General features: G+C 52.3%; 23 protein-coding genes. 22 read left to right on the forward strand and 1 reads right to left on the reverse strand.

Annotation, left to right across the window (positions count from 1 at the left end; translation table 11 throughout):
• The first annotated feature begins 219 nt into the window (after positions 1-219).
• Entirely contained in the window at positions 220-1,845 is a 1,626-nt protein-coding gene (gene cysN, locus AADEFJLK_RS01280) for a sulfate adenylyltransferase subunit CysN (protein ID WP_103973033.1), read from the forward strand.
• 320 nt (positions 1,846-2,165) lie between these two features.
• On the opposite strand, the gene AADEFJLK_RS01285 is transcribed toward cysN, so the two are convergent.
• A complete protein-coding gene (locus tag AADEFJLK_RS01285) occupies positions 2,166-2,978 on the reverse strand; it encodes a DUF2797 domain-containing protein (protein ID WP_103973034.1) in 813 nt (270 codons plus the stop codon).
• Between the two features lie 645 nt (positions 2,979-3,623).
• Between AADEFJLK_RS01285 and AADEFJLK_RS01290 the strand changes: the two genes are divergently transcribed.
• From AADEFJLK_RS01290 to AADEFJLK_RS01390, 21 genes are all read left to right on the forward strand, one after another.
• Positions 3,624-3,983 carry an ATP synthase subunit I gene (locus tag AADEFJLK_RS01290; RefSeq protein WP_232463758.1) on the forward strand — a complete coding sequence of 120 codons (360 nt, stop codon included), beginning with the start codon at positions 3,624-3,626 and terminating at the stop codon, positions 3,981-3,983.
• Between the two features lie 25 nt (positions 3,984-4,008).
• Entirely contained in the window at positions 4,009-4,785 is a 777-nt protein-coding gene (gene atpB, locus AADEFJLK_RS01295) for a F0F1 ATP synthase subunit A (RefSeq protein WP_088618164.1), read from the forward strand.
• 44 nt (positions 4,786-4,829) lie between these two features.
• Positions 4,830-5,117: a F0F1 ATP synthase subunit C gene (atpE, locus tag AADEFJLK_RS01300; RefSeq protein ID WP_019864635.1), complete on the forward strand. Its 288-nt coding sequence runs from the start codon at positions 4,830-4,832 to the stop codon at positions 5,115-5,117.
• Between the two features lie 40 nt (positions 5,118-5,157).
• Positions 5,158-5,631 carry a F0F1 ATP synthase subunit B gene (locus AADEFJLK_RS01305; RefSeq protein ID WP_088618165.1) on the forward strand — a complete coding sequence of 158 codons (474 nt, stop codon included), beginning with the start codon at positions 5,158-5,160 and terminating at the stop codon, positions 5,629-5,631.
• Positions 5,632-5,636: 5 nt separating this feature from the next.
• The gene (locus AADEFJLK_RS01310; RefSeq protein ID WP_088618166.1) at positions 5,637-6,170 is read left to right on the forward strand and encodes a F0F1 ATP synthase subunit delta; all 534 of its coding nucleotides are present in this window, start codon (positions 5,637-5,639) and stop codon (positions 6,168-6,170) included.
• A 15-nt stretch (positions 6,171-6,185) separates the two neighbouring features.
• Complete coding sequence (atpA, locus tag AADEFJLK_RS01315) at positions 6,186-7,727, forward strand: F0F1 ATP synthase subunit alpha (protein WP_088618167.1); 1,542 nt, start codon at positions 6,186-6,188, stop codon at positions 7,725-7,727.
• 12 nt (positions 7,728-7,739) lie between these two features.
• Positions 7,740-8,606, forward strand: coding sequence for a F0F1 ATP synthase subunit gamma (atpG, locus tag AADEFJLK_RS01320; RefSeq protein WP_103973035.1), 867 nt, complete (start codon positions 7,740-7,742; stop codon positions 8,604-8,606).
• A gap of 128 nt (positions 8,607-8,734) precedes the next feature.
• Entirely contained in the window at positions 8,735-10,117 is a 1,383-nt protein-coding gene (atpD, locus tag AADEFJLK_RS01325) for a F0F1 ATP synthase subunit beta (RefSeq protein WP_088618169.1), read from the forward strand.
• Between the two features lie 20 nt (positions 10,118-10,137).
• Complete coding sequence (locus AADEFJLK_RS01330) at positions 10,138-10,560, forward strand: F0F1 ATP synthase subunit epsilon (protein ID WP_088618170.1); 423 nt, start codon at positions 10,138-10,140, stop codon at positions 10,558-10,560.
• A gap of 111 nt (positions 10,561-10,671) precedes the next feature.
• A complete protein-coding gene (gene glmU, locus AADEFJLK_RS01335; protein ID WP_103973036.1) occupies positions 10,672-12,042 on the forward strand; it encodes a bifunctional UDP-N-acetylglucosamine diphosphorylase/glucosamine-1-phosphate N-acetyltransferase GlmU in 1,371 nt (456 codons plus the stop codon).
• A 2-nt stretch (positions 12,043-12,044) separates the two neighbouring features.
• Positions 12,045-13,874, forward strand: a complete 1,830-nt coding sequence (glmS, locus tag AADEFJLK_RS01340) for a glutamine--fructose-6-phosphate transaminase (isomerizing) (RefSeq protein ID WP_088618172.1) — start codon at positions 12,045-12,047, stop codon at positions 13,872-13,874.
• Positions 13,875-13,945: 71 nt separating this feature from the next.
• Positions 13,946-14,518, forward strand: a complete 573-nt coding sequence (locus AADEFJLK_RS01345; RefSeq protein ID WP_103973037.1) for a DUF4124 domain-containing protein — start codon at positions 13,946-13,948, stop codon at positions 14,516-14,518.
• Positions 14,518-15,351 (forward strand): SDR family oxidoreductase, encoded by an 834-nt coding sequence (locus AADEFJLK_RS01350; RefSeq protein ID WP_103973038.1) that lies wholly within the window; start codon positions 14,518-14,520, stop codon positions 15,349-15,351. The genes AADEFJLK_RS01345 and AADEFJLK_RS01350 overlap by 1 nt, the downstream gene beginning before the upstream one ends.
• 83 nt (positions 15,352-15,434) lie before the next feature.
• Positions 15,435-16,337, forward strand: coding sequence for an Rpn family recombination-promoting nuclease/putative transposase (locus AADEFJLK_RS01355; protein ID WP_103973039.1), 903 nt, complete (start codon positions 15,435-15,437; stop codon positions 16,335-16,337).
• A 165-nt stretch (positions 16,338-16,502) separates the two neighbouring features.
• The gene (locus AADEFJLK_RS01360) at positions 16,503-17,315 is read left to right on the forward strand and encodes a DUF7847 domain-containing protein (RefSeq protein WP_103973040.1); all 813 of its coding nucleotides are present in this window, start codon (positions 16,503-16,505) and stop codon (positions 17,313-17,315) included.
• A 35-nt stretch (positions 17,316-17,350) separates the two neighbouring features.
• Positions 17,351-18,184, forward strand: coding sequence for a hypothetical protein (locus AADEFJLK_RS01365; RefSeq protein ID WP_146054483.1), 834 nt, complete (start codon positions 17,351-17,353; stop codon positions 18,182-18,184).
• Entirely contained in the window at positions 18,181-19,554 is a 1,374-nt protein-coding gene (locus tag AADEFJLK_RS01370) for a DUF4350 domain-containing protein (protein WP_103973042.1), read from the forward strand. Before AADEFJLK_RS01365 ends, AADEFJLK_RS01370 begins: the two co-directional genes overlap by 4 nt.
• Positions 19,551-20,519: an AAA family ATPase gene (locus tag AADEFJLK_RS01375; RefSeq protein ID WP_103973043.1), complete on the forward strand. Its 969-nt coding sequence runs from the start codon at positions 19,551-19,553 to the stop codon at positions 20,517-20,519. The genes AADEFJLK_RS01370 and AADEFJLK_RS01375 overlap by 4 nt, the downstream gene beginning before the upstream one ends.
• Complete coding sequence (locus tag AADEFJLK_RS01380; RefSeq protein WP_103973044.1) at positions 20,519-21,817, forward strand: DUF58 domain-containing protein; 1,299 nt, start codon at positions 20,519-20,521, stop codon at positions 21,815-21,817. The genes AADEFJLK_RS01375 and AADEFJLK_RS01380 overlap by 1 nt, the downstream gene beginning before the upstream one ends.
• Positions 21,818-21,951: 134 nt before the next feature.
• Entirely contained in the window at positions 21,952-22,713 is a 762-nt protein-coding gene (locus AADEFJLK_RS01385; RefSeq protein WP_103973045.1) for an RDD family protein, read from the forward strand.
• 7 nt (positions 22,714-22,720) lie between these two features.
• Positions 22,721-23,710, forward strand: a complete 990-nt coding sequence (locus tag AADEFJLK_RS01390) for a stage II sporulation protein M (RefSeq protein WP_103973046.1) — start codon at positions 22,721-22,723, stop codon at positions 23,708-23,710.
• Positions 23,711-23,882: the final 172 nt, after the last annotated feature.

Below are 23,882 nucleotides of genomic sequence, written 5' to 3' on the forward strand. Positions count from 1 at the left end.
AAAAGGCGGCCCGGTTGCCGCTTGATCCTGCGCTTCTCGGTTTTGTCGGGGGTCGGCAGAGAGGGCTCCTGCCCTCCTGCCGACGCGCGGCATCCCTGCCGCGCCCCTTCGGGCTGATCCCGACAAAACCTGCGATGCTCGGCGCGGCAAACGGGGGTAAAGCCCGTTACTGCGTAACGTCAGTTTTTATCTTGAACCTTTTACTTTGAATCTAATACCATGTCCCATCAATCCGATCTGATCAGCACTGATATTAACGCCTATCTGGCACAACATGAACGTAAAGAGCTGTTACGCTTTTTAACTTGCGGTAACGTTGACGATGGCAAGAGCACCTTGATAGGCCGCTTATTGCACGACTCGAAGATGATTTATGAAGACCAATTGGCGGCTGTGCAGGCCGATAGCGTCAAGTCCGGCACCACGGGTGCGGGTAAAATCGATTTGGCGTTGTTGGTGGACGGTTTGCAGGCCGAACGTGAGCAAGGCATCACTATCGACGTGGCTTACCGTTATTTCTCGACCTCTACCCGCAAGTTCATCATCGCTGACACCCCTGGGCATGAGCAATATACCCGCAATATGGCGACCGGCGCGTCCACTTGCGATTTGGCGATCATTTTGATCGATGCCCGCTACGGTGTGCAAACCCAAACCAAGCGCCATAGCTTTATCGCGTCGTTGCTGGGCATTAAGCACGTTATCGTCGCCATTAACAAAATGGATTTGGTTGAGTACAGCGAAGCGAAGTTTGAGCAAATCAAAGCCGATTATTTGCATTTTATTGCCACTTTGGATTTGCAAGACGTGCAGTTTATCCCGATGTCGGCGCTGGACGGCGATAACGTGGTAAACCCTAGCGAGAACATGGCGTGGTTTACCGGTGTGCCGATGATGGAAGCGTTGAACACGGTGGTGATTGCCCATGACCGCAATTTTGACAATGCCCGTTTCCCTGTCCAATACGTCAACCGTCCTAACTTGGATTTCCGGGGCTTTTGCGGTACGGTCGCGGCAGGTGTGTTCAATAAAGGCGATTTGGTCACCGCTCTGCCGTCCGGTAAAAGCAGTAAGATCAAATCTATCGTGACTTATGACGGCGATATTGAGCAGGCGTTCGCGCCGATGTCGGTGACGTTGACCTTGGAAGATGAGATTGACGTGAGCCGTGGCGATATGCTGGTCGGCAAAGAGCTGGTCTCAGCGGTGGTGGCCGATAAGTTTAAGGCGCATATCGTTTGGATGACCGAAAAAGCCCTGACCCCAGGCCGCCAATACGTCATTAAGCTGGCGACACGCAGTGTGTTCGGTTCGGTGTCGCTGATCCATCACCGTATTGATGTCAATACCTTGGAGCATCATGATGCGACCGAGGTTAAGCTGAACGAAATCGGTTGCTGTACAGTGTCGGTGACATCGCCAGTGGTGTTTGATGCGTATAAAACCAGCCGTGGCACGGGGTCATTTATTATCATCGACCGTTTGACGAACGGTACGGTCGGTGCGGGGATGATTATCGGCGTATCTGATGATGAAGGCCTGCAATCGGTCAGTATCGAAGAACGCGCGTCCCGCTTTAGCCAAACCCCGGCGGCGGTTTTGTTGACGGGTGCGGACAGCGCAACCGTGGCCTATCAGTTGGAAAGAAAGCTGTTTGATAACGGCCATGCGACCACGGTGCTGGAAACCGCCAATGCCGAGTTGGTGCTGGCGCTGAAGAATGCCGGCTTGGTGGCGATTTGCACCACTTGCCCTGCCGAACTGGCGGACAGTGCCTTCGATACCGACACGCAATCACTGGATGACATTCATGGCGCGTTGAAAGAGCAGGGTATTATCCACTAAGGGATTTGCATGAAATAAAAACCTGTTGTACAGGCGAAAGTACGGCAACCCCCTCCCTCCTGAGCGAAGCCGAAGGGCTCCCCCTTGGCAGGGGGAGGGGCTTTTCTTCTAATGTTCGCCTGCATGACGGGGAAGCCATTTGCTCCCTCCCCTGTCAAGGGCTGGGGTGGGGTTTAATACGCTGAGGTGTAATAAACGTCCACTTAATTTCATATACGTTCCTAAGTGTTAACGGGGTTTGCCCGGCCTGCTGTCTCTTTGGAGCGCGGGCATCTTACCCGCTCTTGTGCGGGCAAGATGCCCGCGCTCCCGTTTAATGCTTAGGCTTGGAAGTCTACTTCGTAGCCGGTGTATTTGCGGATATTTAACACGCCGCTGTCTAACAGCAAATATTGTCCTTTTATGCCTAATAGGATGCCGGAAATTTCCGGGGTTTTGATCAGGCACAGGGATTTGATCTTAGTGGGGTATTGGCTGACCGGAAATGCCAATTCCACCACGTCTCCCCTTAGCGGTTCAACCGCTCCTACGCCAAAGCGTTCGCTGATGGCCGCCAGCTCGGCGGCGCACAAGTGCAACAAGTGGTCGCGCCGTTCCGGCAGGTCGATAGGCTCGGCGGTTTTTTTCAGCATTTGCTGCCAGTTGGTCTTGTCGCTGATATGCTGGGCCAACACCATTTCCACCAATCCGGCAATCTGGCGCGATGACGTTTGAAAAATTGCCAAAGCTTGGCTCGCGCCTTGGTCTATCCAACGGGTCGGGATTTGGGTGGCACGGGTGATGCCGACTTTAATGCCGCTGGAGTTGGCCAGATAGACGATATGCGGTTGGAAACAAAACGCTTCGCCCCAGCTCGGCTCCCGGCATGTCCCCGCCGCATAATGGCAGGTATGGGGTTTGACGATGCACAAATCGCATTCCGCCAAAGAGATGAAGCAGGGGTAGCAATAGCCTTGGTTATAGGTCTTTTTAATGGCTTTGCCGCAGTGCAGGCAGAGGATTTTGCCGGTGTTGGTCAGTTTGATGGGCTGGCCGATGAACGGGTTGAGGGGGATTTTGGTGTCGTTTAGCGGTAGGTCGTATAAGATGGGCGAGGCGAGTTGCCCGGACATTTTTTTCAGTTGGCCCTGCATGGTATAAGTCCTGATCGGTCGGTGATGGACTTATAATCGCATAGATTGGCGTAGGGGCAAAGGCTTGTGGATGTAGGGTATGAATGACAAAAGCAGTGTTCCGATTGCTTTATCGCGTAGTTTTGGCTTTGTATGTCCTATTGCGGTTTTTTTGTCTGGTCAATGTCCTTGCGATATGCTAAATTCTTTTCCCTAAAACGCATTGGCTCTGGAATCCGTAGATTCAACGGCGTTAACTGCGGGCTGTATGAAGGCTGTTTTTTGCTTATCAATCAATTTGTCCCTGTTCTTTGTGAGAGACGTTTTTTAAACAAAAATTACCGCTCTCGGATACCCGTCATATTGTTTTCCCGTTTAGCGGTTGGTCAGGCTTGAGTGGCCGATGCGGGGAAGGATTAGCTGTGCGGAGCTTATCTTGTGGGGTAATAACCGTCCGCTATATACCTTATTTTTTATAAGGATTTAGGGTGTCCACCATTTTGCCAAAAACGTGGTGAAATTGCTAATATTTTGAAAAATAAAGCAGAAAAAAGCCGTGTAAGGCGTTGATAAGGGGCAGCCTAAAGCAATTGCCGACACACCGACCTTGATTTAATCAAAACAGGTCGTTATAATCCAACAGCTTTTATGTTTGGAGTTTGTCAGGTGGCAGCTAGAAAATTATCTACTGTCAGCAAAGTGCTTATTTATCAATTTCTGATAATAACAACTGCCGTTTTCGGCTTTGCTGTCGTATTAGGATGGCAACAGGCGGGTTCGGCTGCTGTGGGCGGGGTGGTGGCGTTTATCCCCAATGCGTTTTTTGGTTGGCAAATGCGCAATCCGGCCGGCAAGTCCGCAAAAATCCTCATTAACCGCTTTTACTTGGGTGAGGCGGGTAAATGGGCGCTGACGGTTATCTTGTTTGCTGCGGCTTTTCAGCTTCCTAACATAAACATATTTCCACTATTGTCCACCTATATGGCGGCAATAGCCGTTTTTTGGTTCGCGCTATTAATGCGTTGACATTGACTATTTAAAGAGAGGAACAATGGCTACCGAAGCTCACGCTGCCGAAGGTGCAACCGGATATATTATTCACCATTTGACTGCGCTGCGGGTTGGCGAAGGCTTTTGGTCATTACATCTTGACACTTTGTTTTTCTCAGCGGTTTTAGGCGGCTTGTTCGTTTGGTTTTTTAAGACCGCCGCCGATAAAGCCACCGCCGGGGTGCCGGGTTTGGCGCAAAGTTTTGCCGAAATGCTCATTGAGTTTGTCGACACGCAAGTCAAAGACAGCTTCCACGGCCATAGCAAACTGATCGCGCCGCTGGCGTTGACCATCTTTTGCTGGGTGTTCTTGTGGAACTTTATGGACTTGTTCCCTGTAGACATTTTGCCGCTGATCGGTTCCTTAATGGGCATCGATTATTTGCGGGTGGTGCCGAGTACCGATTTGAACGCCACGTTTGCCATGTCCATTTCCGTATTTTTCTTGATTATTTTTTACAGCATCAAGATTAAGGGCGTATGGGGCTTTACCAAAGAACTGACCTTGCAGCCGTTCGGGCCGTGGCTGTTGCCGTTTAACCTGTTGCTGAAGTTGGTCGAAGAGCTGGCCAAGCCCATTTCACTGGCGCTGCGGTTATTCGGTAACTTATATGCGGGCGAGCTGATCTTTATCCTGATCGCTTTACTGCCTTGGTATATCCAACCGGTTTTGAGTTTTCCTTGGGCCATTTTCCATATTCTGATCATTACCCTGCAAGCGTTCATCTTTATGGTGCTGACGATTGTTTATTTGAGTATGGCGCACGAAGACCATTAATTTTTTACACTTTTTTATAACTTGATATACGTTTTGGAGGTTTCATGGAAATTGCAAGATTGATTGCTGATGTGCAAGGTATGACTGCTATCGCAGTAGGTCTGGTTTTAGGTATGGGCGCTTTAGGTACTGCGATAGGCTTCGGTCTGTTGGGCGGTAAATTCCTGGAAGGTGCGGCCCGCCAACCAGAGATGGTGCCTATGCTGCAAGTAAAAATGTTCGTTGTCGCCGGTCTGTTGGACGCGGTAACCATGATCGGTGTCGGTTTGGCGTTATTCTTTACCTTTGCAAATCCGTTCTTGTCTGCTGTCCAAGCTGCTGCGGCAGGCTAATTAAACAGTCTAATTTTAATAGCGACAAGAGGAACGCATCGTGAGCATCAATGCTACTCTGATTGGGCAAATGATTACCTTTGCACTTCTGGTATGGTTTACCATGAAGTACATTTGGCCACCTTTATTTGACTCTTTAGAAGAACGTAGAAAGAAAATTGCCGAAGGTTTGGCGGCGGCTGAAAAAGGTCAGGAAGAAATGCAGTTGGCCGAGAAAAAAGCCAAAAGCTATTTGAAAGAGGCCAAAACGCAGTCTGCGGAAATTGTCAGCCTTGCGCAAAAACGTGCGAACGAAATTGTTGAAGAATCGAAAGATGCCGCCAAAAAAGAAGGCGAGCGTTTGGTTCTGGCAGCACGCGCACAAGTTGAGCAAGAAATGCAGCAAGCCAAAGACGGCCTGCGCCAAGAAGTTGCTAAGTTGGCGCTGATCGCCGCCGAACAAATCTTGGGTGCGGAAATCGACGCGGCTAAGCATCAGGACATTATTAATAATGTCTCTAATCAATTAGGTTAAGCACCATGAGCGAATTGGCGACATCGGCAAGACCTTATGCGGTAGCGGCGTTTAAACGCGCCAAAGAGACGGCGGCTATGCAAAGCTGGTCGCAAGGTTTGGCGTTTATGGCGGCGGTTATCGGCAGTGGGGACATTTCTGGCGTAGTTGATAACCCTAAGATCGGTAAGCAAAGCGTAGCTACTCTTTTGCTCGATATTTGTCAAGGCCAACTTGATGAAGAAGCGGCTAATTTCCTTAAATTGCTGGTGCAAAACGGTCGTCTGCCTTTGTTGCCGACAATTGCCAAGCTGTTTGAAGAGTATAAGGCGGAGTATGAAGGTTATCTTGATGTCCAGGTGACATCCGCTTATGAGCTGTCAGAAGCCGCCCATAAAGGGCTTGCCGACACTCTGGAAAAATCGCTGGGCAAAAAAATTAATATGAATGTAGCCGTAGACAAATCACTCATTGGCGGTGTTCTGGTACGCGCTGGCGATCAAGTAATTGACGGTTCTATTAGAGGCCGGCTTCAACACATGCAAAAAACTCTTCAGTGAGAGTGAGAAAAAATCATGCAATTAAACCCATCTGAAATTAGTGATCTGATTAAAAAGAAGATCGAAAGCTTTGATTTGAGTTCTGAATCTCATACGGAAGGCACCGTGGTCAGTGTGTCTGACGGTATCGTCAGGGTTCATGGCCTTTCCGCAGCAATGCAAGGGGAAATGTTAGAGTTCCCGCAAAATACCTTCGGTATGGCGTTGAATCTTGAAAGGGATTCCGTCGGTGTGGTTATTTTAGGTTCTTACCAGCACATTTCCGAAGGCGACACCGTAAAGTGTACCGGACGGATTTTGGAAGTCCCGGTCGGTGAAGCGTTGTTAGGCCGCGTCGTCGATGCCTTAGGCAACCCGATTGACGGCAAAGGCCCGATTGACACCAACGAAACTGCACCTATCGAAAAGATTGCCCCTGGCGTTATTGCCCGCCAATCGGTTGACCAGCCCGTCCAATTGGGCTTGAAATCCATTGACGCGATGATTCCGGTTGGCCGCGGCCAGCGCGAGCTGATCATCGGCGACCGCCAAACCGGTAAAACCGCTATCGCCGTTGATGCCATCATCAACCAAAAAGGCACCGGCATTAAGTGTATTTATGTCGCTATCGGCCAAAAACGTTCATCTATCGCCAACGTGGTGCGTAAGTTGGAAGAGCATGGCGCGATGGAGCATACCATCATCGTCGCGGCTTCCGCTTCCGAATCGGCGGCTATGCAGTTCATTGCCCCGTATACCGGCTGTTCAATGGGCGAGTTTTTCCGTGACCGTGGTGAAGACGCACTGATCATTTATGACGATTTGACCAAACAAGCCTGGGCTTACCGTCAAGTGTCGCTGTTGTTGCGCCGTCCGCCAGGCCGTGAAGCGTATCCGGGTGACGTGTTCTATCTGCATTCGCGCTTGTTGGAACGCGCCGCGCGTATCAACGCCGACGAAGTCGAAAAGCTGACCGGCGGTAAGGTGAAAGGCAAAACCGGTTCGTTGACCGCGTTGCCGATTATCGAAACCCAAGGCGGTGACGTATCGGCCTTCGTACCGACTAACGTGATCTCCATCACCGACGGACAAATTTTCTTGGAAAGCAACCTGTTCAACGCGGGTATCCGGCCAGCGGTTAACGCGGGTCTGTCGGTATCGCGGGTAGGCGGTGCGGCACAAACCAAGATCATTAAAAAGTTAGGTGGCGGTACCCGTTTGGACTTGGCGCAATACCGTGAGTTGGCGGCATTTGCCCAGTTCGCGTCTGACCTTGACGAAAGCACCAGAAAACAAATTGAGCGTGGCCAACGGGTTACGGAATTGATGAAACAAAATCAATATTCGCCGATGTCAGTTGCGCAAATGGCCGTTTCTTTGTTTGCCGCCAATGAGGGTTTCCTTGATTCGGTTGAAGTCAATAAGGTGCTGGATTTTGAAGCGGCCTTACATGGCTACATGAAAGCCGAACACGCCGCTCTGATGGATTCCATTAATGAGACGGGTGATTTTAGCAATGAAATCAAACAGGGTATGCAGGCTGCTATAGAAACCTTCATTAAAACTCATAGTTGGTAAAAGGGTCTCAAAATGGCTGTTGGTAAAGAAATACGCACCAAGATTGCGAGTATCAAGAATACTCAGAAAATCACCCGCGCAATGGAGATGGTTGCCGCGAGTAAAATGCGTAAAACAAAAGACAGAATGCAGGCAACACGCCCTTATGCGAAAAAAATGGCGCAGATCATTAAGCATCTGGCGCAAGCAAACCCTGAATATAAGCATCCCTTTTTGGTTAAGCGTGATGTCAAACGGGTCGGGCTGATTGTCGTCAGTTCCGATAGGGGCTTGTGTGGCGGCTTAAACTCCAACTTGTTCAGAAAGTCATTAGGGTTGTTGACGCAATGGCAACAGGACGGCGTTGAAGTGGATGTGTGCACCATCGGCACAAAAGCGGCCAGTTTTTTTAGCGGCCTGAAACATGCCAAGCTGGTAGGCCAAGCCGGTAAGCTGGGTGATGCGCCGCATCTTAGCGACATTATCGGTATCATTAAGATAATGTTGGATGCGTTTGCGGAAAACCGCATTGATGAGCTGCATGTCATCAGTAACGAGTTTGTCAACACCATGACCCAGCGTCCGACTGCCGAAAAGCTGTTGCCGGTCGCTGCCGATGAGATTGCAGGCGAGTTGGGCGGCCATTGGGATTACCTTTATGAACCCGATGCCAAAGAGGTGCTTGACCATCTGCTGACACGTTATATCGAAGCCATTGTCTATCAGGGTTTGGTGGAAAACAATGCTTGCGAACAGGCCGCCAGAATGGTGGCGATGAAAGGGGCTTCCGATAATGCGGGCAAGCTGATTAAAGAGCTTCAGTTGGTTTATAACAAAGCCCGGCAGGCTGCCATTACGCAGGAAATTTCCGAAATTGTTGCCGGCGCCGCAGCCGTTTAAAGCGACGGGCGGGGATCGTTATGCCCAAGTGCCTAAGCAAGGGATGGCAGAATTGGCGGCTTGGCTTAAAGGTCCCGTACCTTGCCTAACGCCCTAGCAAAATGATAAAAAACTAAGAGGACAACTTAATGAGTTCGGGTAAAATCGTTCAGATTATTGGTGCGGTCGTCGACGTGGAGTTTTCACGAGAAGAATTGCCCAAAGTTTATGATGCTTTAATTGTAGAAGGAAATGGTTTGGTGCTGGAAGTCCAGCAACAAATTGGTGATGGTGTGGTCCGGGCGATTGCTATGGGTACCACCGACGGTTTGGGTCGTGGCCTGACCGTTAACAATACCAACGCGCCTATTTCTGTGCCAGTCGGTCAAGAGACCTTAGGACGTATTATGAACGTTCTGGGTGAGCCTATCGACGAAAAGGGGCCTATCGGCGAAAAAGTCAAATGGGGTATCCACCGTGAAGCGCCGAGCTATGCGGAACAGGCGGCGGCTAATGAGCTGTTGGAAACCGGTATTAAGGTTATCGATTTGATCTGTCCTTTCTCCAAAGGCGGTAAGGTTGGTCTGTTCGGTGGTGCGGGTGTGGGCAAGACCGTTAACATGATGGAATTGATCCGTAACATCGCTATCGAGCACAGCGGTTATTCGGTGTTCGCCGGTGTCGGTGAACGTACGCGTGAAGGTAACGACTTCTACCATGAAATGACTGACTCTAACGTTATCGACAAGGTATCGTTGGTTTACGGTCAGATGAACGAGCCGCCCGGCAACAGATTGCGCGTGGCGTTGACCGGTCTGACTATGGCGGAATATTTCCGTGATGAAGGCCGCGACGTGTTGTTCTTCGTCGATAACATTTACCGTTATACCTTGGCGGGTACCGAAGTGTCGGCGCTGTTAGGCCGTATGCCGTCTGCGGTAGGGTATCAGCCGACCTTGGCTGAGGAAATGGGCGTTCTGCAAGAACGTATCACCTCAACCAAAACAGGTTCTATCACGTCTATCCAAGCGGTTTATGTACCTGCCGACGACTTGACTGACCCGTCACCTGCGACAACTTTCGCGCATTTGGACGCGACGGTGGTATTGTCACGGCAAATTGCCGAGCTGGGTATTTATCCGGCGATTGATCCTTTAGACTCCACCAGCCGCCAATTGGATCCGCTGGTTATCGGTCAGGAGCATTATGATGTGGCGCGTAAAGTCCAAGGAATTTTGCAACGCTATAAAGAGTTGCGTGATATTATCGCCATTTTGGGTATGGATGAGTTGTCGGAAGAAGACAAGCAAACCGTTGCCCGGGCGCGTAAAATCCAACGTTTCTTGTCACAACCTTTCTTTGTTGCTGAAGTCTTTACCGGTTCGCCGGGTAAGTATGTGTCTTTGAAAGATACCATTGCGGGCTTTAAAGGCATTATTAACGGCGAGTTCGATGCGATTCCAGAACAGGCTTTCTATATGGTCGGTACCATTGAGGAAGTGTTGGAAAAAGCAAAGGCCATGAAAGCTTAATGTCAGTTTAGGTAAAATCAATGACCATGACCGTACATGTAGACATCGTAAGCGCAGAAAAGGAAATCTTTTCCGGTTTGGCGGAAATGCTCTTTGCGCCTGCTGAATTAGGCGAAGTAGGTATTTCCCCGCGCCACGCGCCTTTCATTACTAAGTTAAACCCAGGTGAAGTGCGGGTGAAGGTCTCGGATAAGGAACAGTATCCGTTCTTTATTTCCGGCGGTATTCTGGAAGTGCAGCCGCATCTGGTCACCGTGTTGGCGGATACCGCCATCAGGGCGAAAGATATTGATGAGGCGGCGGCGATGGAAGCGAAGGCAAGGGCCGAAGAGGCGTTGGCGGACAGGTCGGGTAAGATCGATTATGAATCCGCCCATGCCCAATTGTTGCAGGCTATCATGCAGTTGCGGACATTGGACAGGCTGAGAAAGCGTGGCGAATAAGTTATGAACACTGATGCTTGATTGTCACCCTTAGCAATCATGTTAAAACAGTTTATCAAAGCCCGGTAACGTGTAAGCGCTATCGGGCTTTTTTATTTAACGGGATAGGAAATGAAAATCACTACGGTTATTTTGGCGGCGGGTAAGGGGACGCGGATGCGTTCGGATTTGCCTAAGGTGTTGCATGGCATTGCGGGTAGGCCGTTGTTGCGGCATGTCTATGATATGAGCAGCCAAGTGGCGGACAATAGCATCCATATTGTCGTTGGCCATGGTGCGGAGCAGGTCAAACAGGCGTTGGCGGACTGCCGGGTCAATTGGATCGGACAGCACCAGCAATGGGGCACGGGCCATGCGGTGCAGCAAGCCAGCCCGTTTATCGGCGCGGATGATACGGTGTTGATTTTATACGGCGATGTGCCGTTGTTAAAATTGGCGACTGTCCGGCAATTGTTGGCGGATGTCAGTCCGCAAACCTTGGCGTTATTGACGGTCACGTTGGCGGACGCGACGGGTTACGGGCGGATTGTCAGGGATGTTGACGGGCAAGTGCTGAAAATTGTTGAAGAAAAAGATGCCGACGCGACCGAAAAGGCTATCTGTGAAGTCAATACCGGGATTATGGCGGTCAGTGGCGGGCAGTTGCAAACCTGGTTGGGGCAGTTGACCAACCAGAATGCCCAGCAGGAATATTATCTGACCGATGTTATCGAAATGGCGGTGGCGGCGGGAGTGCGTATCGTCACTAGCCAGCCGGATAGGGAAGAAGAGGTGTTGGGGGTGAACAACCGGATGCAGTTGGCGCAATTGGAGCGGTTTTTCCAGATGCGCCAAGCCGAAGAACTGATGGCGCAAGGGGTGACTTTGCGCGACCCGCAGCGTTTTGATGTGCGCGGCACGGTGGTCAGCTTGGGGCAGGACATTGAGATTGATGTCAATGTGATTTTGGAAGGTGCGGTCAGTATCGGAAACCGTGTTAAAATTGGTCCGAACACCCAAATTAAGGACTGCCAAATCGCCGATGATGTTGAAATTTTTGGCTGTTGTGTGCTGGAGGGTGCGGTCATAGGGCAGGGCAGCCGTATCGGCCCTTATGCGCGGTTGCGGCCAGAAACGGTTTTGGCCGATAATGTGCATATTGGTAACTTTGTTGAACTAAAAAAATCATCAGTTGCCGAAGCTAGTAAGATCAATCATTTAAGTTATATTGGCGACACCAGTGTCGGCAGTAAGGTCAATATTGGTGCGGGCACCATCACTTGTAATTATGATGGTGCGAATAAGTTTAAGACGGTCATCGGCGACGGGGCGTTTATCGGTTCCGACAGCCAATTGGTCGCCCCGGTCACTATCGGTAAAAATGCCACCATCGGTGCCGGTTCGACCATCACCCGCGATGCCCCTGAAGGCCAATTGACTTTAAGCAGGGGTAAGCAATTTTCTGTTCCTGGTTGGCAACGGCCAAGCAAAAAGGAGAGTTAAGTATGTGTGGAATAGTCGGCGGTATCGCCCAACGTAATGTCGTACCTATTTTATTGGAAGGCTTGCGGCGTTTAGAATACCGTGGCTACGATTCGGCGGGGTTGGCGGTGGTCAATGGCGGCGAGCTCCACCGTAAACGCGAACTGGGTAAGGTGCAGGGCTTGGCGGCGTTGGTGGAGGCCGACCCGATGCCGGGTTTGCTGGGTATTGCCCATACCCGGTGGGCGACCCACGGTAAACCCAGCACCGCTAATGCCCATCCCCATACCAGTGGTGATAAGGTGGCGGTGGTGCATAACGGTATTATTGAGAACTATGCCGTGCTGAAGGCCGAACAATTGGCGCAAGGCTATGAATTTACTTCGCAAACCGATACCGAGGTCATTGTCCATGAGGTATTCGGGGCTTTGCGCACGGCGGGCAATTTGCTTGCGGCGGTTCGGCAAGCGGTGCAAAAATTGTCCGGTGCTTATGCCTTGGGGATTATCAGCGCCGATGAGCCGGATGTGCTGGTTGCTTGCCGTAAGGGCAGCCCTTTGGTGATTGGTGTGGGTATCGGCGAGTATTTTATCGCATCCGATGTCGCGGCTTTGTTGCCGGTGACGCAGCGGTTTATGTTTCTGGAAGAGGGTGATATTGCCGCGTTGCGGATAGGTTCGGTAGAGATTTATAATGCTGACGGTCAGCGTGTCGAGCGGCCTATTAGGGAAAGCCTGCTCAGCCCCGATGCGGTCGATAAGGGCGCGTATCGGCATTATATGCTGAAGGAGATTTACGAACAGCCTACCGCTATTGCGCAAACCTTAGAGGGACGTTTCATCAATCACCGTTTGCAGGAAAGCGCTTTCGGCCATAATGCCGCGCAGATGTTTGACGAGGTTAAGGCGGTGCAGATTTTAGCGTGCGGAACCAGTTATCATGCGGGTTTGGTGGCACGGTATTGGTTTGAGGAGTTGGCGCGGATACCTTGCCAAGTCGAGGTCGCCAGTGAATTTCGTTATCGCAAGCCGATGTTGGCGGCGGATACGTTGGTGGTGACTATTTCCCAATCCGGCGAGACTGCCGATACCTTGGCGGCCTTGCAGGAAGCGAAAAAACTCGGGGCGAAGTATTCCTTAACGTTGTGCAATGTGCCGGAAAGCTCTTTGGTCAGGGAGTCCGACCTGGTGCTGATGACCCGCGCAGGTCCGGAAATCGGTGTGGCTTCAACCAAAGCCTTTACCACCCAACTGGTCACGCTGATGCTGTTGGTGATGGCGTTGGGGCGGCGTTTCCAATTGGATGCCGCGTTGGAGGCAAAAATTACCGCCCAGTTGTTCAGTTTGCCGCAGAAAATCGACAAGGTATTGCGTCTGAATGACCCTATCCGGTTATTGTCCGAGCAGTTTGCCGAAAAGAATAATGCCTTGTTTTTAGGACGTGGGGCGCATTATCCGATAGCGATGGAAGGGGCGTTAAAGTTAAAGGAAATTTCTTATATCCATGCCGAAGCCTATCCGGCGGGCGAGTTGAAACACGGGCCTTTGGCGTTGATTGATGCCGATATGCCGGTAATTACCGTTGCCCCTAACAATAGCCTGTTGGAAAAGCTTCAGTCCAATATGGAAGAAGTCAGTGCGCGGGGCGGGCAGTTGATTGTCTTTATGGACGAGACTTTGGTGCCGGCGGTCAACGGCGCTGTGCAAATGATTAAAGTGCCGCAGGTGGATAACGAAATTTCACCTATACTCTATACCATACCCTTGCAATTATTGGCCTACCATGTCGCGGTACTGAAGGGGACGGATGTTGACCAGCCAAGAAACCTTGCCAAATCGGTGACGGTGGAATAAGCCCGGGCAGGTGTATAAAGGCCTTGAAGCAGATAGCAGTAAAACTAATACCCCTAACCAACCGAGAGAACATGAAATATTTAGTCTTGCTATTAACCGGCTTTTTGGCTTTTAATGCGGAGGCCGAGGTCTATAAATGTACCGATTCTGGCGGCAATAAAGTGTACCGTTCCACGCCCTGTGTGGCAGGCTCTAATATCCAGATTGACCTGAAAACGGGTGTCAGCATTGATCTGGATGCAGAGAAAAAATCTGATCTGCAAAAAATAAAGGAACGTCAAGAGCGCGAAGAGCAAGCCGAACTTCAGCGCCAGCAAGCGGTGCAGCGCAAACAGCAGATTGTCGAGGCGGGAAAAAAGAACCAGGTGCTGATTAAAGCCCGTCCCCATGATTTTTCGGCTTATGCTATCCCGCCTTATGATGTGGATAATTTGTTGCCGTTAGTCAAGCGTTTTGAAGGCCGTTTAGTCGATATTGAACGGCTGCGCGGGGCGGCGGCGGAAAAAGCCTTGGCGACCGGGCAGTGTAACCGCGTCGAATCGTCGGAGCTGAATGAAAAATCCAGCCCAGAGTCGTTAGTGTTTCTGGTCGATTGCAGTAACGCCAAAACCTTTTATTTTAACGAGCAAGAGCTGGGCAAATAATGGTGACGGCAAAAACGGTTCTGATTACCGGCTGTTCCAGCGGTATCGGCTACGCGACCGCGCAAGTGCTGAAACAGCGCGGTCATCGGGTCTTCGCCACGGCGCGTAAACCCGACGATGTGGCGCGGTTGGCGGCGGAGGGCTTTACTGCGTTGCGCTTGGATTTGGCTGACAGTGCCAGTATCCGGTCGGCGGTCGCCGAGCTGTTGGCGTTAACGGACGGCAGATTGGATGCGGTGTTTAATAATGCCGCGTTTGGCCAGCCTGGGGCGGTTGAGGATTTGGGGCGCGAGGTGTTGCGCCAGCAGTTTGAAACTAACGTCTTCGGCACCCAAGAGCTGACCAATTTGCTGATCCCGGTGATGCGCCGCCAAGGTTATGGCCGTATCATTTATAACAGCTCGGTATTGGGCTTGGTCGCCATGACCTATCGCGGTGCCTACAATGCCAGTAAGTTTGCTTTGGAAGGCCTTGCCGATACCTTGCGCTTGGAGTTGCACGGTACGGGTATCCATATTGCGCTGATAGAGCCGGGGCCTATACGCAGCGATTTCCGCAAAAACGCCTTTGCGCTGTATCAGGCCAATATCGACCCTAGCCAGAGTTACCACCACGGCACTTATCAGGCACTGGCGGCACGTTTGCAAAAACAAGGCCCCGCCGCCCCGTTTACCCTGCCTGCTGAGGCGGTGGCGGCAAAAGTCGTCCACGCTTTGGAAGCTAAGCGGCCAAAAATCCGTTATTACGTCACCTTCCCGACCTATTTGTTTGGGTTTTTAAAACGGATATTGCCTGCGGCTTGGTTAGATGTGTTGTTAAGAAAAGCCGCCTGAGGGTGAGGCGTTAGCGGAACCTCGGCTAAGACTTTTCGGTCATTAAGGACGATGGTTTTATTTTCCCGTTATTAGCGTCCTTTATGAATTTTCTCGATATCCGCACCGATTTTGCGTTTAAGAAAGTCTTCGGCAGTGAAGGCTCGAAAGATATTTTATTGAGCTTTCTGAACGCTGTCCTCCCGTTTGACGATGGCAAGCGTATTACCGACCTGACCATTGTCGACCCGTATAACATCCCCATGCTCAAGGGCATGAAAGACACTTTTGTCGATGTCAAAGCGTTGCTTAGCGACGGCACCCGCGTCATTATTGAGATGCAGATCCTCAACCACGACGGTTTTGAGAAGCGGGTATTGTACAATGCGGCAAAAAACTATTCCGCGCAACTGGTTCAAGGCCAGGCCTACCATTTGTTGAATCCGGTCATTGCCCTGACCTTGACCGATTTTGTCATGTTCCCCGATAGCCCGCGCCTGATGAACTGCTTTAAGCTGTTAGAAAAGCGTGATTTCATCGAATACTGCGATGATATTGAGCTGGTCTTTATCGAGTTGCCCAAGTTTAACAAAACGGAGATGGAATTGGAGACCGAGCGGGACAACTGGCTGTATTTCATCAAAAATGCCGCTAAGCTGAACGATATACCAAAAAACTGCGGGCGGGATTTGGTAAAGGCCTTCGGGATAGCCAACGAAGCCAACCTAAGCCCCGAAGAGCTGGAACTGCAACACCGCAAGAGCGAATTTATCGTCATTGTCCAGGCCAGTTTGGATATGGCGATCCGGCAAGGTAAGCAGGAGGGTATTGAGCTGGGCAAGCAGGAAGGCATTGAGCTGGGCAAGCAAGAAGGTATTGCTGAAAGCCGCCGGGCAATTGTGTTCAGCGCCCATCAGGCGGGCGTGCCGGTGGCGACGATTGCACAGATTGTGCAAATGGATAGTGCCGACGTTATTGCCCTGCTAGCTTCTGCAATGCCGGATTGACGCGGCGGATTTACTGGGGGCGGCGGGTAGGGTGGGAAACGTTTTTTTGCTAAGCACCTTGGTTATTTGCGGGAAATTGGCTATGCTTAAGGTGGCTGTCGGTGCGGATGTTGCCGTTATTGCCCAGCGGATAGCCGCCAACATTAACTTAGGGGGGAAGGTGTTATGCAGATTTTAGCTGACGAGCCGGTGAGTCTCGCCAAGATATTGGACATCAGCATTAAGCTGTATGTCGCCAGTTTTACTAAATGGATTAGTTTTAGCACGGTGTTAGGGCTGTTAAGCCTAGGCTTTAACTGGTTCATCAGACAACATACCTTGCCCGGAATGGCCGGTGCGGCGGCGTTAGCTGAAGTGGCTCCGTGGTTCTTCGGCATTATGGTAGCAGTGGTCGTGTGTTCTGCCGCAGGTTATGCGGCGATTATTTATCGCTTGGATAATGCCGCCCATCAGCGTCAAGACAGCTTTATGGAGGCTTTGCAACTGGGTATCAGAAAAACGCCATCCATCGTGTTGGCAACTTTCCTCTATATGTTGGCGGTGGGTATCGGAATGCTCTTGTTGCTGGTGCCGGCTGGTCTTTTGAGGTTGTCCCTAGGTGTCGGAACGCTCTTGTTGCTGGTGCCGGGTATCATACTGAGCTTATCGCTGTTATTTTATGTCAATTTTATTGTTTTGGATGCTAAGAGGGCTTATGAATCTTTAAAAGCCAGTTATGCCTTAGTGAAAGGCAATTGGTGGCGGACAGCAGGGGGGTTGACAGTGCCGACGGTGTTGCTGTCGCTGTTTTATTTTATTTTAATGAGGTCGTTGGGTTTTATTGTTAAATTTGCTGGCATTGATGGTATAGCTGAACTCATCATTAATTTATTCTCCATTGCCTCTACGCCGTTTTTTTTGACGGTGATCTACGTCCAATTCCATGATCTGAAACTGCGCAAATCCGGTGCCGATTTGGCGGCGCGTTTGGCTGGATAATGCGCTGGTTGCTCTTGTACCTGTGCTGTTTGGCAATGCCAGGGTACGCCGCGGATGCGGTGCGGGACTGCTTAAATGCCGTTCCGCCACAGTCGGGTAAGCCTGTGGATTTGACGCTGGCCTGTCCGGCATTGGTACAGCCTTGGCAAGCGTTGGTGGTGGCGCAAGCCGACAGCCATAGTGTGCAAGCGGGGCAATTGCAGTTTTGGGCGAAAGCCGAACAGCCTGTGCGTACAACTGCCCTTAACCTGGGCGGTCTTGACGGTATATTAGCGGGGATTTTTGACCCCAGTGCCGAAGAAGCCCGAAAGCAGTGGTGGACACGATTTTTACAGTGGTTGGATAGCCTGAAAGGCAAAGATTACGATACCCAATTCCAGTGGTTTAGCGGTCTGTTGAACGGCATGACATTGTCTGATGAAACGTTGGCGCATTTGTTTTATGGCCTTATAGCGTTGCTGGTGTTGGTAACGTTAGGCTTGGTATCGCATGAATTATGGCTGGCGGAGGTTTTTGCCCGCTGGTCGGGTGGGCGGCGCAAAGCTGACCAACAAACGGGCGTGGTGTTGGCGGCAGTTTCAGCCCCCTCGGATTTCGGCGGCTTAAGCCCGCCCCAGCAAATCGCCGCCTTATTGGCACAGGTGGTGGAGGCCTTGGCGGTGCGGGAAGCCATCCCGCGTGATGCGACGCTGACGTATCGGCAACTGCTCCGCCATCTTAAGCCAACCCGTGGGGTTAATCCGGCGGCGTTTACCGCTTTAGTCGCCACCGCCGAGCCGATTGTGTTCGGCCAACAAGCCGCCGATGCGCAAATCTTGGCGGCTTATCGGCGTGATGCCGAAGCCTTATTGGCTCAGCAGGTATCATGAAAGATCGCTTGTTTACCTTCGCTTTGGCGGTGGCGGCCTTGGTCGCGGTCGTTTTTCTGTTATCCCCGTCTGAGAGGCAGCAACTTATTTCCGTACCGAGTACGGAGGACAGCGGACGGGACGGCCTGAAAGGGCTGTTGGTGTGGTTACAGCGCGAGCAAGTGCCTAGCAGCAGTTTCCGTCAGCCTTATACGGCATTGTTGCAGCATCCCGATCAGGCGGCTAGTGGTAATGTATTGCTGATGAGCCTGCCTTCGCACAAAGACATCTCCCGCGCCGAATGGGCGGCTCTGGCTAAGTGGCTGGCTAAAGGCAATACGGTCTTGGTGATGGCGGCCGCTTACCAGTATCCCGCTTGGTCGATGTATCGTGACTGTTTTTGCAAAATAAACAGCCTGTTATCACTACAGCATTGGCGGCTTGCTCGAGAAGGGCACAAGGATGCTAAGTCAGATGAGGATGAAGATGACAACGCCGCAGACCATGCACCCGTCGCCCCTGCGGAGCCGTTGCCACCTAAAGCCCCGCCGGTTAAGCCAGAATCTGCTAAACCTAAGCCAGAAACCTTTCAAGGCGTTGTGAACCAAATGCGGGATGCTATCAGTGCCGCGCTGAAGCCGCAGACGCTAGTGCCGCTGCCCGGTGTGCCGTGGTTGGCGGATCTGCACGGTGCGGAAGCGGACATCGCGGCCTCTCTGTTAGAGAGCCCTTGGCAATTGGCGAGTGACAGCTCAGATAATCTGGCGTTACGGCTACTAACCCTCCAAGGGACAGACACGACAGTGGCTTGGCAAATCAGTGCGGAACAAGGGCAGATCCTGTTAGTGCTGATCCCGGACTTATTCAGCAACCGTCTCCTTAACCATGCCGATAATGCCCGGTTATTCGACCATCTGCTCGCCCAAACCTTAGCCCCCGGCGGGCAGGTGTTGTTTGACGATTACCATTTTGGCCTTTCGGCACTTTACGATCCCCAGCATTTTTTTAGTGACAGCCGTTTGCATCAGAGCCTGTTTTGCTTAGGCTTGCTGTGGCTGTTGTATGTACTGGGTTATACCAACCGTTTAGCGCCGGTGCGCAGCCGTACACCCGCGTTATCGGCACAGGATTTTATCATTGTCACAGCGGAATTTTTCGCCCGCCGCTTGCCCCCGCGCCAACTGGCGCACGCGTTGGTCAAGCATTTGCTGCAAGATGTGTGTCAGCAACGCCATTTGCCCGACGAGGCCGCTGCCCTCGCTTGGTTAGGCCAACATAGCCGGATCAGCGCCGGGCAATTGGCGGCCCTTAAGCAAGCCTACGCCGGACAGCGGCTAGCGTTAATCCCCTTAACCCATACCCTTACTTACATCAGGACAGTGACTTTATGACTAGCAATGCGGCGCAACAATTGGAGCAACACCTGCGGCAAGAACTCGGCAAAGTGGTGTTCGGTATGGACGATACCTTGCATGGGCTGGTGATTGCTTGGTTGGCGAACGGGCATGTGTTGTTGGAAGGGGTGCCGGGCTTGGGTAAGACCTTGTTGGCAAAAGCCTTGGCGCAATTGATCGGCGGCAGTTTTGGCCGTATTCAAGGCACGGCGGATTTGATGCCCACCGATATGACGGGACTGCATGTGTTTAACAGCCACCAAAACAGTTTTGATTTTGTTCCGGGGCCCTTGTTTAACCAAGTGGTGTTGGTCGATGAGATTAACCGTACGGGGCCGAAAACCCAATCGGCTTTATTGCAGGCGATGGAAGAGAATTTTGTCACCATTGATCGGCAAACGTATGCGTTGGCGGCGGGGTTTTTTCTGATTGCCGCGCAAAACCCTTATGATTTTGAAGGTGTGTATCCGCTGTTGGAATCCCAGCTTGACCGTTTTTTAATCCGTCTATTACTGGGCTATCCTGATGCCGACACCGAAATGGCGGTGCTGAGCCGTTACGATAAGCCGGGCGGCGGGCATGGTGCGGTGTTGCCGACTATCTGCGCGTTGCCGGACGGCCTGTTGGCGCAAGCCCGCGCCGAAGCGGCGGCGGTGCATGTGGATACGTCGTTATACCAGTATGTTGTGCAAGTGGCGGCGGCTAGCCGCAACCATCCGCGTTTAAGCTTGGGGCTGTCCACGCGCGGGGCGTTGTCGGTGATGCGTTGCGCCCGCGTTGAAGCGGCTTTGCAGGGGCGCAGTTATCTACTGCCGGATGATATTAAAACCGTCGCGCCGTGGGTGGTCGGGCATCGGTTGTTGCCGACCGCCGAGGCGATGCTGGAAGGGTATACGGCATTGCAAATCTATCAGGAATTGGATAGCCAGATTGCCGTGCCGCGTAGCGGGGCGGCGGGCTAATGTCCTTATCCCGCTGGGCGTTTATCATCGGCACGGCGATTATCGCGGTGGCGGTGTTGGGGATTTGGTTGGGTGAGCCTTGGGCAGGGGTCTGGCGTTGGCCGACCTTAGTGGTGTTGATGTTGCTGGTTTGGGAGCGGTTACGCTTGCCGCCAAGTTTGGTGATTAGTCGGCACATCCCTAAAACGGTCGCCTTAGGTGAGCCGGTCAATTACACGCTAAGCGTCGCCAACCCGTCGGCTAGGGTGTTGCAGATAGAGACCCAAGCCGATTATCCGACCGCTCTGGTGGCGGATAACGCCTTGCAAGCATGGCGTGTTGCTGCCGATGAGCAACAAAGCCGAGTGTTTAGCATCACCCCGACACAGTTGGGGGCGGCGGCGTTGGGTAGCTTGTATGTGCGGCAACTGGGCGGCTTTGGCTTATGCTGGTGGACACGTCCGCTGACTGAGGCCGTGGCGTTTACCGTGGAACCTGTGCGTTTGACTGCCCACGCTAACCTAGCTGGGCGGCGCGACGCGGGCAACCGTTATAGCCGCCAGCCGCACAGCAGCGGCGTGGAGTTGCTGGAGTTGCGCGATTATCGGCAGGGTGATAGCTTGCGCAGTATGGATTGGAAGGCCACTGCCCGGCGCGGTAAGCCGATTGTCCGCAGTTTTACCCGCGAACACCGTTTGGAAATGGTCGTGGTGGTGGATTGCGGGCGCGGTAGCCGTCTCCAATGTGGGCGTTTAGGGCGTTTGCAGCACAGCGTCAATGTCGCGGCAAAACTCAGTGAGTTTGCCGCCTTGCAGGGCGACCGGATTGCTTGTCTGGTTTATGCGCAACAGCCGTTGGGGCAAACCCCTTTGGCGGGCGGGTGGGCGGCGGTCAAACAGGTGCGCCAGCTTTTAGGACAAGCGGCGGCGACTAACGAAACCAGTAATGCCTTAAATGCCGCGTTGGCGGTGAAGCAACTGCTGAAGCGGCGCGGCTTAGTGGTGTTTTTAACAGAAATCGAGCAGCCTGGGGCGGCGGCGCAATTGCTGCAAGCCGCACAGTTATTGGCGGGTAAGCATCAGGTGTTGGTGGCGAGTTTGGATGACCCGACCATCGGTGCGGCCTTAAGCCTCCCCGCCCGCCACTGGCAAGACCCGTATCGGCATTTCGCCACCTTGGAGTACCAACGTGGCCGCGCCCTGACCCGCCAACAACTGCAACGCACCGGGGTGGCTATTATTAGCGCCGTGCCTGAGCAGTTAGATCAGCAGATATTGACGTATTATCAAAACCATCGGGAGCGCATTGGTGGGGCGTGACGGAAGGGTTGCTTGCGGCTTAGTGTCTGTGTACGCGCTATCGTGCAATGGCTAAAAGCCATTGCACTCCACTCTGGGCCGTATTTTTTAACCTTAAACAAGGCTGCCTGGCCTAATGATGAGAAGCATAAGTTATGCAGCAACCCCCCAAACCGCAAGCTGGATTATTTAACCGCTTAGAAGTACAGTCGCCCGATGCCTTAGACTATCAATTGGACATTGCCGGACTAGGGGCGCGTAGCCATGCCTTTATCATTGATTTGCATATCCGCTTCTTGTTGGCTTTGACGTGGGTGCTGTTGGTGAGTGGGGGAATATCTTTGTTGGATCAACTGCATAGCTTGCCTAGGTACGGTTGGATGTCGTCAAGGCAACTGATCGTTCTTCTCCCGGCGTTTTGCCTGTATTTTCTCTATCATCCGGTGCTGGAAGTGCTGATGGCGGGCCGTACCCCCGGCAAACGTATGGCGGGGGTACGTTTAGTCAACCACCTCGGCCATACCCCCAGCATCGGGGCTATTCTGCTCAGGAATGTGTTGCGGATGGTTGATGCGTTGCCCGGCATTTATTTGGTGGGGTTATTAGCGGTGGCCTTTACCCGCGATAAGGTGCGGATCGGCGATTTGGCGGCTGATCTGGTGTTGGTCTATGACAACCGCCTCCCGGCGAAAACCTTGGAACAAATGACCCGCTTGGCGTTGTCGTCTGATTTGTCGGGCGACGACCAAGCCTTGTTGCTGGATTTGCTTAAACGTTGGGATGGCTTGTCGGTCGAGGTGCGGATACGCTTTGCCGGGCAGTTTCTGGCGCGTATCGGCCAACCGATGCCGCCGCCTGACGCTAAGCCGGATCTGGCGTTTAAAAAGGCCTTAGAAAAGCTTTTACCCCCTTCTTGAGGTAGCTATGGATACATCCCAGCAAGCCCTGACCCATTGGTTGACCGCGCGTAAAGTCCATTGGGATGCCTTGGAAGCCCAGCTTAAGCCTCAGCAAAGCCCCTCTGAACAACCTTTGGCTGAAGCCCGCGAGCTGTTGGTGGGCTATCGCGGCGTGATGAACGACTTGTCGCTGGCGCGGCGGCTACAGGGAACGGCCTTGATCACCCGCTATTTGGAAAATCTTTTTTTAAAAACTCACGAGGAACTGTACCGCCCCGCGCCCCATTTTTGGGGTAGGTTGGGGGATTTGTACCATATCGACGTGCCGTTGCTGATGCGCCGGATGCAGAGGGCCTTATACGCTTCGCTGGCGGTGTTTGTCGTCGCCTTGCTGGTCGGTTGGGTCTTGGTCAGCGCGTACCCGGAACTGATTAACCTGTTTGCCTCGCCCGCGATGATCCGCGAAGTCCACGCCGGACGTTTGTGGACGGATGGTTTGCTCAATGTGGCGCCGTCGTCGTTATTGTCGGTCGGCATCGCCGCCAATAATATCAGTGTGACGTTATTATCTTTTGGCTTGGGGGTTTTTTATGGGGTCGGTACCTTGTACATGATCGGCATTAACGGCCTGATGCTGGGCGGCGCGTTTGCTTTTGCCGCCAGTTATGGCTTGGACGGGCGGCTGTTCGCTTTTATTATCGGCCATGGCGTGGTTGAGCTCAGCGTTATCATCATCGCCGGGGGCTTGGGGTTGCAACTGGGCGAGGCTTTAATCCGTCCGGGTACGCGCAGCCGCTTACAGGCGTTTCAGGCCACTTGCACCGATACGGGTAAAGTTCTCCTGGCCGCCACGCCGTTTTTGCTGGTGGCGGGCATTATCGAGGGCTTTGTCTCGCCTAACCCGCTGTTTGGCATGATGCCGAGGGTGTTGATGGGGCTGGGTAGCGGTACGCTGTTTTGGCTGGTGATGTTGTATGGTTTACCTTGGCGTAGAGGTAAGTTTGTGCGCGGTTAAGTATTGGGCTTGTGTTGTGTTTGTCGGTGATTGTGTAAGCCGTGCCTCAATACCATTAAGCCAAGTAGAATTAACTGTCCGACTGCCACCAGTCCCCACCCTTGTGGCGGAGTCTGTCGAAGAGGGGGCACGAACGGATTAACGGGCGCCACATCATCTTAAGAATGGCTTG

This window comes from Methylovulum psychrotolerans (assembly GCF_002923755.1).
Lineage (GTDB): Bacteria > Pseudomonadota > Gammaproteobacteria > Methylococcales > Methylomonadaceae > Methylovulum > Methylovulum psychrotolerans.